Origin of the sequence: Kocuria atrinae, from assembly GCF_039531425.1 — a bacterium.
Classification (GTDB): Bacteria; Actinomycetota; Actinomycetes; order Actinomycetales; family Micrococcaceae; genus Kocuria; species Kocuria atrinae.
Window position 1 is genome coordinate 48,997 of the sequence record NZ_BAAAQA010000025.1, and the last position, 14,667, is coordinate 63,663.

Consider the following 14,667-nt stretch of genomic DNA (forward strand, 5'->3'; position numbering starts at 1 on the left):
ATTTTCGCAACCATCTAGAGCCTGCCGAGGACTACTTACAGTCCTTCACCCGAGGGGGAGACGAGAATCTTGACCGCAGTCTCGTTGCGGTGGATGAGCGTATCGAACCCCTCATCCACAAGACCTTCCAACCCGATCTTGCCGGTGATGAACGGCTTGAGATCAATCTTGCCGGACTCCACGAGCTCGATGGTGGCGGGGTGGGAATTCACATATGCAATGGTGCCGCGCAGGTCGATCTCCTTCATGACCAGCTTATGGATATCGAAGTTGGACCGTTCCGCCCAGATCGATACGACGACCAGCACGCCAGTGGGTCGCAGGGCATCCATCAAGGTGTCCAGCACCACCTGAACCGACGTGCACTCGAATGCGACATCCGCACCTTTACCGCCGGTAATCTTCTGAACTTCCTTCACCACGTCCACTTCCCGTGGATCCAGCGCATAATCTGCCACGCCGGTCTCCAGAGCTTTCTCGCGACGCAGGGAGGAGAGCTCCGACACCACCACGGTGATACCAAGGGCCTTGAGCACGGCGGCGGTCAGCAAACCGATGGGGCCGGCACCACCCACCACTGCTACGTCCCCGGCTTTGGCCCCGGAGCGCTCGACGGCGTGATATCCCACAGATAGTGGCTCGATCAGGGCGGCCTCGTCCAAGCTCACGGAGTCCGAAATCGGGTGCACCCAGCGGCGCTTGACGGCAATGCGCTCCCCCAGGCCGCCGCCGCGTCCGGCGAGACCGATGAAGTTCATGTTCGGAGACAGGTGGTAATCCTTGGATTCAGGACCGGTGTCCACCTCGTCACCAATGATGTAAGGCTCGACCACCACGTGCTGACCGACCTCGAGATCTTCCACGCCTTCACCGAGTTCATCGATCACTCCGGAGAACTCGTGCCCGAGAGTCACCGGAGCAGTCTCACCCGAGATGGGGTGCGGGGTGTCGTGGGTGGGGCAGAAAACGGGCCCGTCCTTGTACTCATGCAGGTCAGTGCCACAGATGCCGCACCAGGCCACTTTGATTCCCACCTCGCCCGGGGCCACCGTGGGCTCGGGAATCTCTTCAATACGAATGTCGCCTCGGTCGTAAAACCGTGCTGCCTTCATCATGAACCTCCGGATCACTCATGGGACCGGGAATGGAGACTCGATCCCTGTGGTCTGACCATAAGCACGATGGGGTCTAAAAATAAAGACCCAGGGAAGCATGGAACACATTTCTAGCCCAATCCCAGAATGGCGCGAGCAATGAAGAAGTAGACCACCAGGCCGGTCGCGTCCACGAACGTGGTGATGAAAGGGTTGGAGAAAACCGCCGGGTCCACTTTGATGGCGCGGGCGATCAGGGGCATGAGGCCACCCACCGTGGCAGCCAAGGTACAGATCGCAGCCAAGGTCAGGCCGATGACCGCGCCGATCGAGGCCCCGTAGATGATTCCGGCGATGACAAAGCCCGCAGCTCCCAGGAGTAGGCCCAAGCTCACGCCCACGCGCAGTTCCCGCAGGGCCACCTTGGCCACGTCTCGCGGGCGAACATCACCCAGGGCGAGTGCACGCGTGATGGATGTGGCCGCCTGATTACCCGTATTGCCGCCCGTGCCGATGAGCAGCGGGATGAACACGGATAGCACCACCATTTGCTCGAGCGTGGATTCAAAGACCTCGAGCACCTGGACTGTGAGGGTCGCACCGATCGCCAGCACGAGCAGCCAGACCACGCGGGCTTGCACGAGAGTGCGCACCGGAGTGGACAAATACGGACGACGCAGGGGCTCGGAACCGCTGATGCGCGCCTGATCCTCGGATTCGGCGTTCTCGAGGATGTCCAGGGCGTCGTCCACGGTCAGGATGCCCACGAGCCGATCCTCGTGATCCACCACGGGCATGGCCAACAATCGCAACCCCGCGCAGCGGCGTGCCGCCTCCTCCGCAGGTTCGGTCGCGGTCGCGGAATCCGCCTCGCTCATCAGCTCAGCCACGGGAGTTTCGGGATCGGCACCCATCACCTGGCGCAGCCCCACAACGCCCACCAGCTTCCGGGAGTCATCGGTCACGGGAATCGTGTAGATCGTCTCCGCACGCTGCAGTCCGTGACGGATGCGCTGCAAGCTCTCTCCGGCGGTGAGGTGCGGGTGGGTGGTCACGCACTCGGGGTTCATCCGACGCCCAATGGAGCGCTCCGGGTAGCCCAGCACCACGGAGGTGAGCTCCCGCTCGTCGTCCGGGAGGTCCCGCAGCAATCGGGTAGCCACGGTGGCGGGGAGCTCATCAACCAGGCGGGCACGGTCATCTGGAGTCAACCCCGCGAAGATCGCGGCGACGTCCTCGTCTTGCAACCCCACGACCAGTTCTTTTTGGAGCGGCGCATCCAAACGTTCGAACACCACGGACGCACGGTCCTTGGGAAGCATGCGATACACCAGTGCCCGATCACGCACGCTCAGTCGTTCCAGGAGCTCGACCACCTGGCCCGAGGGCATGGCGTCGATCGAGCTCGTCACCCGGTCGAAGTCCCGTTTCGAGACTGCGGATTCAACATCCTGAAGCTGCCGGCCGGTCACCGGTTCGGCTTTGCGATCCACTGCATCTCCCTCGTTGTTACGTCCTTCAAACCCGCCAGGGTCACCGCGGAGCTCTCCCCACCATTCTCCGCGTTGTTCCTAGTCAGTAGGCTCCATGAACTCACAAGAAGCCGGTCGCAAGTGTGGGCAATCACATTCATCCACGGGTGATTCTCGGTTGTTACGTTGGTTACGTCCAGGTCAGGGAGAAGGTTTGGGGGAACCTAACCGACACTCGCGACAGGGGCTTCTTAGTTCGACGCCTGCGGGGGCAGGCGCATCAAATATCTGGAGGAAACCCGTGAAAAAGAATATCGTCAAGACCGGTACCGCCATCGCAGCTTTCGGCGCCCTGACCTTCGGTTCTGTCGCTCCGGCACATGCCACCTTCTTCCACCCGGCTCCCAGCCACCCCGTGACCTCCTGCTCCACTTATGACCCCTGCAAGGACGGCGGTAGCACCGGCGGCGGCGGCCACACCGGTGGTCACACCGGCGGCAAAGACATCCTGGGCGGCCTGTTCGGTCACAAGATCAACTTCGTCAAGGACGTCATCGACTTCAAGCTGGGTCTGTTCCACAAGATCTTCAGCTTCAAGCACTGAGGTTCCGTTTCACTGATTTCCTAGTGAACGTGCCCCGCACCCTCTGGTGCGGGGCACGTTCTTTTGCGCCGGGCACTCCTCAAATCACCAACGGGCACCTAAGGTAGTAAAAAGTTTTGCTATTTCTGCTCCCCTCGGAGGACCCGCATGAACGCCGACCCGAATGACATGCCCGCAATCCGCGAAATGCTTCACGAGATTTTGCGGAATGATCCCGCCCCACTGCACCTGGGCATCCAATTGGGGGACATCGACCAGGGACGCGTGGTCATGACCATGTCCATCGCCGATCACATGGCCAACAGCCACGGTATGAGCCACGGCGGTTACCTGTTCACCCTGGCCGACACGACTCTCGCCTACTGCTGCGCGACCGCGGGTACGCGCATTGTCACCCGCAACGCGGACATCACGTTCATCTCGCCGGCCCACGCCGGCCAGATCGTGACGGCGACCGCCACGCGCCGGGTGAGCTTTGGCAGGAACCAGATCTGCGACGTCGTTCTGGAGGCCGACGGGCGCGTGGTCGCCTACTTCACGGGGCAGGGAACCACGCCCCCGCCGCCGCGTGAGAACAAGTCCTAGCGAGCCTCATCCGCATCGACCCGGGTTGCCTCCAACTGCGCGCGCCGCGTGGCCATCTTGACGTCCACGTAAATCAGGATCCCCACAACGATGCCGCCCACGGCGGCCACCGGAAGCAGCATGGGCCAGTTGTCACCGGGAGCTTCGAGGGTGCGATCGTCCACCTGCCACGGCCACAGCGCGCGTAGCGCTCCGAGCATCAGGCCGGCCAGGACCACCATGGTGGGTCGATAGCGGTAGGCCAGCAACCACTGCAGACCCTTCACCAGCACGGCCATGCCCATGATCGCGCCCACCAAGAAGAGACCCAGGTATCCGAGGTCCAGCTCATCCACGGCCTTGAGCGTGGGCTGGTAGAGGCCGATGGTGAGCAGAATGAACGATCCGGACAGTCCCGGAAGCAGCAGAGCGGAGACCGCGATGGCTGCCGCGAGGACAATGATCACGGGGTTCGGTTCCACCGTGGTGGGCGGAATCGAGACCACGAAGAACGCGAAAAGACACGCGGCAAGACCCAGCACCCAGTCCAGCGCGCGCCAATTGCGCCCCGCCATACGCAGCGGAACCGCCACGGAGACCAGCACCATCCCGAAAAACAGGGCCCGCATGACCTCTGGGTGATCCTCCACCGCTTGGGACATGGGGCCCGCGATCGTGAACACGGCCAGGACCATGCCCAGCAGGACCGGGACGATCATGCGCCAGTGCACCTTGGCCAGGTTCTCCTTGACCCCCGCCACGCGATCCGGGCCCAGGATGGCCCGCTTTCCCGCGCTCACCACGTGGGAGGCCGAGTCGATGAGTTCGTCGTAGATACCCACGACCAAGGCGACGGTGCCGCCGGAAACGCCCGGGATGGTTTCCACCGTGCCGATCAAGGCTCCGCGGAGAACGTTCACCGGGACGTTGCGATGTTGGGTGACCTGATGCTGGTCGGTGGTTGGTTGCGCGTTGACGCTCATTCGGTGTTCCCCTTGCTCGTGGCTCAAGGGTCAACGGTACCGGGGCGGCAGGTACGGCGCATCCGCGCGAGCCGCCCAGAACCGATCAACCCGTGGTGGCAAGCCATGCTCCGGCCGCCATCACGGATCAGGGCCGATGTCAGACCGCGGACCAGCCGCCGTCCGAGGGCAGGATGGCGCCGTTGATGTTCACGCTGTCCTTGGACGCCAAGAACGTGATGCTGGCAGCGAGATGTGCCGCTTGAGCCAGACCCGGCATATTGGCGTTGACCGCACCCAAACGGACCGCGCCGGATTCGGACATGTCCGCCGGGAGCTTGATGCCGGTGGCCACACCGCCCGGCGCCACGGCGTTGAATCGGATGCCCTGGGTGGCATACATGAAGGCGGAGCTCACCGTCAGGCCCACCACGGCGTGCTTGGACGCGGTGTAGGCGACACCCGCGGCGGAACCGCGCAGGCCGGCCTCCGAGGTCAGGTTGACCACGCTGCCGTGGCCCGCATCGAGCATGAGGGGAATGACGGCGCGGGTCAGGCGCATCATGCCGTCAACGTTCACAGCAAAAACGCGCTGCCACGTCTCGTCCGTGACCTCGTGCAGCGGGGCGAAGTTATCCATCACGCCGGCGTTGTTGACCAGAGCGTCCACGCGATTGTCTGCGGCCGACAGGATGTCGGGGATCGCGTCAGGATCAGTGAGGTCCGCGGTGACGAGCACCAGGGACTCCGAGAACTCGCGATAGAGATCGCCCAGGCCGTCAGTATTCAGGTCCACAGCGATAACGCGTCCGCCTTCTCGGAGAATGCGGGAGGTCGTGGCCAAGCCGATGCCCGCACCTGCGCCCGTGACGATCACCGTCTGACCGGCGAACCGCTCGGGCACGATCCGTTCTTCCCACTCTGGATTCAACATGGTGGGCATTGCCGGGTTTTCAGTCATTGCTCTCCCCTTCAGCGTGGTAGACGACCCGCCCGTCACACACGGTGAGAACCGGTCGGAGGTCCTTGAGATCCTCGGTCTCAACACTAAACGGGTCGCGGTCCATGAGCACCAGGTCCCCCAGGTACCCCTCCGCGATCCGGCCCAGTCGGTCTTCCTCGAAGGACGCGCGGGCTGCCACGGTGGTGAACGCGGCAATGGCTTCTGCCACGGAGATGTTCTGGACGGTGTCCAGGAGTCTCCCGGAGGAAGTTCGCCTGGCCACCGCGGCGTAGACACCCAGCCATGGATTGGGCGTGGTCACCGGGAAGTCCGAATTGATCGGTGCCTCGATTCCATGATCGATGAACGTGCGCATGGGGTAAGTGCGCGCAATCCGGTCCGGACCCAAGTTGTTCAGGTAGCTGTCGCCCAGCTCGTAAAGGAACGCCGTGGATGCCGCGGCAATGATGTTGCCGTCCCGCAACCGGTCCAGTTCTTCCTCATTGGGTAGCCCGCAATGCTCCACGCGGTGGCGCCGCGAACGGACCACGGTGTCGTAGTGCTCCTGGGCATCGTGATCCGTGGAGTCGTGGTGCTCCTGAGCCGTGGTCTCACGCTGATCCGTGTGGCCCGGCTCCGCCTCGGAGGAACCATCCCCGCCCGAGATTGCCGCCGCGTCCCGGCCACCCGCTTCGATTAGATCCAATGCCTGCGTCACAGCACGTTCACCGATACCGTGCACGGCCACGCGCTGCCCTGCGGCCACGGCCTTGGCCACGAGGGGCTCGATCTCGGACGTGTCGTAGTAGAGAATGCCGCGCGAGGAACTGCCCTCAAACGGCTCGGCCACCGCGGCGGTGCGCCCACCCACGGAACCGTCGAGCACGAACTTGAGGCCCTGGTACCGGAGCATGTCGTTTCCGAAACCGCTGCGCAGGCCGGTGCCCAGAACGGCGTCGTAACTGCCCGGGAACTCACCCTGCGCGAGCGCGAAGTACCACGGCCGGAAGCGCACCGAGAGCGACCCCTCCGCGAGCAAAGTTTGGTAGACACCCATCTCGGTGGGTCCCGAACTCATGTCGTGGACCGCGGTGACCCCCTTGCTCGCGAGGTCGTCGAGGGCCAGGCGCATGCCCTCGGTCATGCCTTCGGGGGTGTCCGTGGGGAGGTCGATCAGGGACATCGCTTTTTCCTGCAGCAGGCCCGTGGCGCGTCCCGATTCGGGATCGCGCACGATGCAGCCGCCGGACGGATCCGGGGTCTCGTCGGTGATGCCGATGAGCTCCAGTGCCGCGGTGTTCACCAGCGCCATGTGCGCACAGGTCCGACGCAAGAACACGGGGTTATTGGGGGAGGCGCGGTCCAGGTCTTCCAGCGTAGGGCCGGGGCCGTCCATACGGTGCTCGTCGTAACCCCAACCAGCGATCCACTCGCCAGCCTCCGCGTGCTCGGCCGCTTCTCCCAGAGCTTCGACGATGCCCTCAACAGTCCCTGTCACGGCGGGGCGACAATCCACCTGCAGCAGACTCTTGGCATACATGCCCGGGTGGCCATGCGATTCGATCAGCCCCGGCATGAGAAAGCGCCCACCCGCATCGATCACCGGGGCGTCCGGGGCGCTGCGCTCTCGCGCTTGCTCCGAACTGCCCACGTAGGTGATCACACCATCGTTGACGACGACGCCGCGTGGTGCGGTTTCGTACGCGCTGCCGGGGTCGTACACCACGGCATTGATGACGGTGAGGTTGCGGGTGGGACGCTCTGTCATGGGTAACTCCTCATGCAGTTACTTGCGGTTGAGCAGGTCCCCGCTGATCTGGTCGACGCCCTGCGCGTCATCGCGGCGGATCATGATTCGCGCGATGATCGAGGAGACCAGGGAAATCACTGCGATCACGAACAGCAGGATGGCCGGGCCTGTAGAGCCACCGCCGGTTGCCACCAGGATGGTTGCCGCGAGTGCGGGCATAAAGCCCGCGACAACGCCCGCGAGGTTGGCGGACAGCGCAATCGCCGAGTATCGGATCTTGACCGGGAACAGCTGGGTCAGCACGGTGCCCACGGGGGCGTAGGCGATCGAGGCAAAGCCCAGGCCGAGGATCAGGGCCACGGTGATCATGGCGGTGGAACGGGTGTCCATGAGCCAGAAGATGGGGAATGCCACGAGCGCGGCAATCACGTAGCCGGCAACCACCACGGTGGATGGGCTGGTCTTGTCCGCGATCTTTCCTGCCGCAAACATGGTCACAATCTGCGCCACGGCGCCCCACGTGATGGCGTTCAGAATCACGGTGGACGGCAGACCCAACTCGTCGACCACGTAGCTGATCATGAACGTGGTGAGCATGAAGAAACCGGCGTTACCGAACAGGTAGGTACCGATGCCCACGAGGAGACGACCCGGAACCGTGCGAATGATTTCGACAACCGGTGCGCTTTCTTTCTCGGCGGGCGCGGCGGCCTTGGCCGCCTCGGCATCCTTGAAGTCATCAGTCTCGTCGACCTTGAGGCGGATCCACACACCCACGGCGACCAGCAGGATGGAGATCAGGTACGGGATTCGCCAGGCACCCTCGAGGAACTGTTCGCCGGACGCCGCGACAACCGCCGCGACGATCACGCTGGACAGGATGGTGCCGGTGGGCGAACCCAACTGCACCACAGCGCCATAGAAACCGCGCTTGCCTTCGGGTGCGTTCTCTACGGCCATCAGTGTGGCGCCGCCCCATTCACCGCCGGCGGCCATGCCCTGCACGAAGCGGAGTACACCGAGCAGGATGGGCGCTACGAGACCTGCGGTTTCGTAAGTCGGCAGCAAGCCGATCAGTGTGGATGCAACACCCATGGCCACGATGGTGATCATCAGAATGGTGCGGCGGCCGATGCGGTCACCGAAGTGACCGGCGAGCAGCGCGCCGACAGGGCGGGCGATGAAGCCGACGCCGAAGAGCAGGAACGAACTGATGGTGGCCAGTGCGGGATCGTCGCCGCCGAAGAACAGCGGGGCGAACACGATGGCGGACGTGGTGCCGAACAGGAAGAAGTCGTACCACTCGAGGGACGTACCCACGTATGCGCCCCACAGGGCACGACGGGCCTTCTTCGGATCATGGACTCGCTGGGTGGGCGCGGGATCGACGCCACCAGCGGGGGAAGCTGAAGTGCTGGACATGGGAGACCTCTAAAGAACGTTGGTGCGGCGCCCAGCCAATGTGATGGAGAGCACCGAGAGTGTAGGTATTCACTATGTGACCCGGATCGCAAGGGGTCAAATACCTCTTAAGTAGTGTGTTCATGCCGTTCAGGCATAGTTCCAGGGTTCGTCCATGCCACCCCAGTCGGCGGCGGCCCAGTGGGACAAAAATTGAGACAGCCTACCGGCCAGTGCAAGCAGTTGTTCGTGGGCGTAATGCCCGCGCGGCCACACGAGGTGGAGCTGGAGTGCGAGAGGTACGCGAGCGGCGTCGTCGGCTATGAGCCCGTGAGAACTGCGCATCTCGGGGACCAGAACGCGAATGGGGTGGGCCCCGAACCGCGGGAGTTCGGAGGTGAACCCCGTGGCGGTCCCGGAGGCGGCGAGCGCCATGATGGCCTGGCCGTCGTCGGATTCCATGACCGACGGGAACCGGATGCCCGCGGCGGAGACCGCGAAATCCAGGAGGTAACGGCTCGCGTTGCGGTGGGTCGGGAGGACCACGGCGTGATCGGCGAAGTCTTCGATGGGCGCCTCGACCACGCCCGCGAGCGCCATCGGGTGACGCGCGGAGACGCACGCGTAGATCGGTGCGGAACCGAGTAGCTCGGAGACCAGTTCGCCCTGCATGGGGGCGGTGGAGATGGCGGCGTCGCAGCCTTCGCGCAACGCCACGGGAATATTGGCCTGGATGACCGTGCGAGCGTTGACCACCGGATCGCTTTCGCCGAGGGTGGCGATGAACGGCGCCAGGAGGTTGCGCAGGGTGGCCTCCGTGGTGCCCACCGTGAGGGTCGAGACCCGACCCGTGCTCAGCGTGGCCGCGCCGCGTTCGAAGCGGTCCACCTCACCCATCAGCCTGCACGCCATGGGCACCAGCCGCTCCCCCGCGGTGGTGAGCACGAGCCGATTGCCTTTGGGCCGAAACAGGGTCAGACCGAGGTCCTGCTCGAACAGCTCAATCTGACGGCTCAACGCCGGCTGCGCCATTCGCAGCGACTGCGCAGCGGCCGTCATGGTCTCCGCATCCACGGCGGCCAGGAAGTACTTGACCCTGCGAAAACTCATATCAGCCATGGGGTCAGTGTGGCAGGTGACCGCGCCACTTGTTTCGTTCCGGTTGAGCCTTAACCCACCCGCTTCACAAACTCCCACAACTTCTCAGCAGCAACCGTGAGGTTGCGCGCGAACCCCTCGAGGTCCTCGGAAGTATCCCGGCGGTAGTTGATGCAGAACTCGTACCCGTCGGACAGGCGCGTGTAGGTCATGCCGAAACCTTCGGGGGTGGTCGGGGCAAAGGCGTAGCGCACGATCTGTTCTGGCCCACCGATGGACGTGGTGGACAGGAAATCGCGCCGCATGGTTGTCAGACCCGGGTTGGCGAAGAACGACGTGTCCATACCGTTCCGTTCGGCCACGTACTGCAGGCCGAGCAGATGACGGTCGATGCCCTGAGCAGATTTGCACGCCTTGACCCAGCCGCGGTGAGCATCAAGGGCGGCCTGGAACTGCTCGAGGGTCGCCTCCCCCGCCTGCAATGCCGCAACGAACCCCACCGCCTCCGCAGTCACCGGGCGCAGGCATTCCGTGCGACCGGCCTGGTACTCGCGCATGTCCACAGCCTCGTACACGCTGCGCACCCGGTTGTAGGTGGCCAACTGGGCGTAGAGCATGATCAGTTGCTGGGCGGCGTCGTCGCTGATGCGGAACGGAAGTTCAGCCTTGTGCGGCCGGTGCACGAACACCCGGTGTACGCCGTGCAGCGCCGCCGCGCGGCGGTAGGCGGCGAGTTCATCCAGCAAGGTCGAGCGCAGGGAATCGCTCAGGTCCCACGTCAGCGGCTCCGGTGACGCAATCCCCGTGGCGGCCGGCTGCTCCGGGATGGCCACCTCCTGCATGCGTGCCACGGCAGCCAGGATCGTGGCGCCGTCCACCGTGCTGTGTTCCACGTGAACGGCCAGCCAATCATCGGCCAGGCACACCTCGTAGGTCAGCGGCTTATAGGCCCACGCGTGACCCACTTCGAAGGCAGAGTGTTCGAGGTGTTCGATGACCTCGGCCTGGGCGTCCAGCACGTTGACCATGAAGATCATGCGGGTGATCCGGTCGTAGATCTCCGCATTGTGAGGGTTCTCGGTCAGCTCCTCCAGCAGCGGCGCGGCCTTCTCACTGCCCAGGTAGGACAGCGTGCCGAACGGGAGCTCGGGCTCCGTGGCGGCCTCAGCGCCGTCGACCACCGAACGCAATGATTCGGCCACGGTGCGCAGCGACAGCGGCTGGCCGTCCTGGTCGCTCACGGGCACCGCGAACAGGCGGCCCCGGTGAATCACGCCGATCTCGCGATCCGCAGCGGAGAGTTCCGGGCGGGTGACCTCGTCGACTTCCACGGCCGGGTGACGCAGCCCGCCCTCCAGACACCGCCACTGCTCCATGCTGATCTCGTTGCCGCGCGGATCCACTTCTTGCGGGGTCTCGCCGCGCACCTGCTGCAGATGCACCGACGCCGCTCGATACACGAGCTCGGCCGCCCGGCCCAGGCCGGGGGCACCAAAGTCACCCGTGATCTGGAAACCCACATTGCTCGTGAGCGGCAAGGAGGTACGGGTCATCAGGTAGCCGCTGAGCCAGTCCTCGGACAGCCAGCTGTTGCCGGCGGCGTTCTCGTCGCGGGCGAATTCTTCGAGGCCGGCCTGCACCTCACTACCCTGCTGCTCCCGGAAATCACGGGTGGCCTGCACGGTCTCCTCGTACGTGGCGTCATCCAGCAACGGACGGGCCGTGGCCAGGAAGCGATCGAGGGTTGCGTCCAACTCGGGAACGGGCAGGGGCTTCACGGACATGCGGGATCCTCTCAGCGCGGCTCACCGGGGCGCGCGAATGCGCCAGGTCCCCGGTGCGGATTCACCCTCTATCTTGCCGGAGAACACTGCAATGTGGGTTGAGAAATCACCCCGTGGGCCGCGCGTCATCCGTCACACGCGCTGCCCACGGGGCGATTCGGTTACTCCCACGTGGCGTTGTCCGGGTCCACCCCGTTCGCCCGAGCGTTCTCGGCCACCGCACGGTACAACCAGTCGGCCAACCCCGGTTCGAGGGTGTCGTAGTACTCCGTGAATCGCGGATCCTGGGTGTACATGGTCGCCAGGCACACCTGCATCGAATGGGTACAGTCGTAGAACTGCCCAATGGATGCACGGTGCTGTTCCGCCAGCTGATTGGCCTGTTCCGACCCCGGTTCGATCCCATCCCGAGCGGCTTGGGCCAGTTCCTGGTTGAGCTGATCACTCTGGGCCTTGGTCCGCTGCCAGTCGTCCTTGGACATCCCGGCGGCCCGCTGTTGCGACTGTTCCCACTGGTGGGTATCGCCCCAGCGCTCCTCGGCCTCACGCTGGTACTCGGGGTTCCAGTCCTGACCGAAAATCTCGTTTTGCTCCTGTGGAGTGAGTTTCTTGTTCACGGCTCGCGCCTCCATCATCTGATCTACTGCGCAGACCATCTGCTGCAGGTGATCAATGCGTTCGGCCAGCAGTTTTCGCTGCTTCTCGAGGTGTGCGCTCTCGTTCACGGACGGGTCGTCCAGAATCTTGCCCACTTCGGTCAGCGAAAACCCCAGCTCCCGGTAAATGAGCACACGGTGGATCCGCGCCACGTCGTCCGCCGAATACAGGCGATATCCCGTGCTCGTGCGGCCGCTGGGGCCCACCAGGCCGATATGGTCCCAGTGATGCAGCGTCCTCACGCTCACGCCAATCAACGACGACGCCGCTCCCACCGTCAGCAGCTCATCTCCCGTTGGGCTTCCGGTTGCCTCGGGGTCTTGCGTCACGGCTTCAGCATCTCTCACGATCCCTACTGTTCGCCCTGACGTCGCGTGAGGGTCAAGCCCTAGTACTTGGCCAGCGCGCGGCCCAGGCGGTCCAGCCCTTCGTCGATCACCTCGGGTGAGTGGGTCACGAACGACAACCGCATGGTCGAGCGGTCCGGATCATGGGCGAAGAAAGAGGCACCGGGCACGAAAGCCACACCTTCGTCGAGCGCAATCTCCAGCAACCGAGCAGTATCGATCCCGTGCCCCAGGCGGGCCCACAGGAACATGCCGCCGTCCGGCTGGGTGACCTCCGCGCCGTCGGGGAGGACGCGCTGCAGACTCCGGTACATGGCTTTGGCGCGCTGAGCGTAGACGGGGCGGACCTTGTCCAGGTGGGCTTCGACGTCGGCGGTGGCCAGGTATCGCGCGACCGCGAGCTGGTCCGTGACCGGAGACTGCAGTCCGATGGCCTGCTTGGCCACGGTGAGCGTGAACTGAATGGGGCCCTCCGAGCGCATCCACCCCACGCGCACACCGGGCGCGATGATCTTGGAGACCGAGTTCAACAGAATGGTCTGTGCGGACATACCCGGATGCGAAGCAATGGGTGGGAACGGTTCGCCCTCGAAGCACAATTCACCGTACGGATCGTCCTCCACAAGTGCCGTGCCGGTACGCAGCAGAACATCCGCGACCGCCGCGCGACGCTCCACCGACATGCATACACCCGAGGGGTTCTGGAAGGACGGAATCAGGTACACGAATTTGGGCGAGTGCTCGGCGATGAGCTTCTCGAGCTCGTGCGGAATCACGCCGTTCTCGTCGGTGGGAACCCCGATCAAGCGAGCACCGTTGAGTTCGAAAGCTTGAACTGCCGCCAGGTAAGTGGGGCGCTCCACGAGCACTACATCTCCTGGATTCACCAGCGCTTGCGCGACGACGAACAAACCCTCCTGGGAGCCGGTGGTGACCTGAATCTGCTCGGGAGTGGTCTCCATATAGCGTTCGAGCCGAAAAGCAGCTTGTTCCCGCAACTCGAACTCGCCCTCGCTCGACGCGTATTGAAGGGCCCGCTCGGCGTGGTTCTCGAAAACCCAGTCATAGGCGGCGCGAATATCCTCGACCTCGAAATATGCCGGGTCCGGCACGCCACCGGCAAAGGAGATCACGCCCTCTTTGGAGACCGCATCCAACAGGTCACGGACCGGCGAGGAATCCACCCCGTCCAAGCGATCGGCCAAGCGGAATCTGAACTCACCCTGTGCACTCATACAGGCGAGTATTTCACGATGTCGCCGGGGCAATCTCGCCGCGCCAACGGGCTTCACGGCGCGTCTGTAAGTTTTACGCCTGAGCTGCGGAAGGGGCCCACGCACGAACGAGCGACTGCATGTAGCGGTCGTATGCCTCGTCGGGATCTTGTCCCATCATCACGGGGCGGGTTGCTTCGATAGAGACCCAGCCGTGAACGCTCGCCCAAATCGAGTTACCCATTTCTTCGATGGGGTAGTTACCCAGAATTCCGTGTGCCGCGCATTCGGCCACGCGCCGAAAGAGTGTCTCGATGGCCCTTTTCGCGGCAATCATCCGGGGAGAATTTTCCGTGAACTCCTCCGGGGAAATATCCGGGCGCTTTCCGCCCCGACCAATCATGACCACGTACAGAGCGGGGTACTTGAGAGCCCATTGGCGGTAAGCCCTACCAAGCTCCCAGAGGTCTTCGAGCGGATCTCCAGTAATAGGAACGCTCTCCTGCGATCGGGTAAAGCTTTCCACGGATTCGTGGACGACAGCCTCGATGAGGGCATCGCGGCTACCGAACATCGTGTAGATCGCGGTGGTGGAGCAGCCGTGCTTGGCCGCCAAGGGGCGTAATGACACTGACTCGACCCCGCCGGTCACAATCTGGTCGGCGGTGTCGCGAATCAGTGCCGCGCGCGTTTCGTCGTCGAACTTCCTAGGTCTGGCCACCCCGCAATGGTACTGGCGTGTACGGCAATAACGGTGTTATATATGTATGGACGTGT

General features: G+C 63.9%; 13 protein-coding genes. 2 read left to right on the plus strand and 11 right to left on the minus strand.

Annotation, left to right across the window (positions count from 1 at the left end; genetic code table 11):
* Positions 1-35: 35 nt before the first annotated feature.
* Positions 36-1,112, minus strand: coding sequence for a 2,3-butanediol dehydrogenase (locus ABD283_RS11685; protein WP_031272528.1), 1,077 nt, complete (start codon positions 1,110-1,112; stop codon positions 36-38).
* 113 nt (positions 1,113-1,225) lie between these two features.
* Complete coding sequence (gene mgtE / locus ABD283_RS11690; RefSeq protein WP_238663199.1) at positions 1,226-2,587, minus strand: magnesium transporter; 1,362 nt, start codon at positions 2,585-2,587, stop codon at positions 1,226-1,228.
* 280 nt (positions 2,588-2,867) lie between these two features.
* On the opposite strand from mgtE, the gene ABD283_RS11695 reads away from it, so the two are divergent.
* Both ABD283_RS11695 and ABD283_RS11700 read left to right on the plus strand, forming a co-directional pair.
* A complete protein-coding gene (locus tag ABD283_RS11695; RefSeq protein WP_344225179.1) occupies positions 2,868-3,170 on the plus strand; it encodes a hypothetical protein in 303 nt (100 codons plus the stop codon).
* Positions 3,171-3,317: 147 nt separating this feature from the next.
* Positions 3,318-3,755, plus strand: a complete 438-nt coding sequence (locus ABD283_RS11700; protein ID WP_344225180.1) for a PaaI family thioesterase — start codon at positions 3,318-3,320, stop codon at positions 3,753-3,755.
* Here ABD283_RS11700 and ABD283_RS11705 read toward each other — a convergent pair.
* The 9 genes from ABD283_RS11705 to ABD283_RS11745 form a co-directional block, all read right to left on the minus strand.
* Positions 3,752-4,717, minus strand: coding sequence for a DUF368 domain-containing protein (locus ABD283_RS11705; RefSeq protein ID WP_344225181.1), 966 nt, complete (start codon positions 4,715-4,717; stop codon positions 3,752-3,754). The two genes, ABD283_RS11700 and ABD283_RS11705, sit on opposite strands and share 4 nt — an antisense overlap.
* Positions 4,718-4,856: 139 nt before the next feature.
* Complete coding sequence (locus ABD283_RS11710; RefSeq protein ID WP_344225182.1) at positions 4,857-5,657, minus strand: SDR family NAD(P)-dependent oxidoreductase; 801 nt, start codon at positions 5,655-5,657, stop codon at positions 4,857-4,859.
* Positions 5,650-7,407, minus strand: coding sequence for an amidohydrolase (locus tag ABD283_RS11715; protein WP_344225183.1), 1,758 nt, complete (start codon positions 7,405-7,407; stop codon positions 5,650-5,652). Before ABD283_RS11715 ends, ABD283_RS11710 begins: the two co-directional genes overlap by 8 nt.
* Positions 7,408-7,425: 18 nt before the next feature.
* Positions 7,426-8,811 (minus strand): MFS transporter, encoded by a 1,386-nt coding sequence (locus ABD283_RS11720; protein WP_344225184.1) that lies wholly within the window; start codon positions 8,809-8,811, stop codon positions 7,426-7,428.
* Between the two features lie 129 nt (positions 8,812-8,940).
* Positions 8,941-9,909 carry a LysR family transcriptional regulator gene (locus ABD283_RS11725; protein WP_344225185.1) on the minus strand — a complete coding sequence of 323 codons (969 nt, stop codon included), beginning with the start codon at positions 9,907-9,909 and terminating at the stop codon, positions 8,941-8,943.
* A gap of 50 nt (positions 9,910-9,959) precedes the next feature.
* Complete coding sequence (locus ABD283_RS11730) at positions 9,960-11,672, minus strand: choline/carnitine O-acyltransferase (RefSeq protein ID WP_344225186.1); 1,713 nt, start codon at positions 11,670-11,672, stop codon at positions 9,960-9,962.
* 161 nt (positions 11,673-11,833) lie between these two features.
* Positions 11,834-12,658: a MerR family transcriptional regulator gene (locus ABD283_RS11735; RefSeq protein WP_344225187.1), complete on the minus strand. Its 825-nt coding sequence runs from the start codon at positions 12,656-12,658 to the stop codon at positions 11,834-11,836.
* A 59-nt stretch (positions 12,659-12,717) separates the two neighbouring features.
* The gene (locus ABD283_RS11740) at positions 12,718-13,911 is read right to left on the minus strand and encodes an aminotransferase-like domain-containing protein (protein WP_344225188.1); all 1,194 of its coding nucleotides are present in this window, start codon (positions 13,909-13,911) and stop codon (positions 12,718-12,720) included.
* Positions 13,912-13,984: 73 nt separating this feature from the next.
* The gene (locus ABD283_RS11745) at positions 13,985-14,611 is read right to left on the minus strand and encodes a TetR/AcrR family transcriptional regulator (RefSeq protein WP_344225189.1); all 627 of its coding nucleotides are present in this window, start codon (positions 14,609-14,611) and stop codon (positions 13,985-13,987) included.
* Positions 14,612-14,667 lie beyond the last annotated feature (56 nt).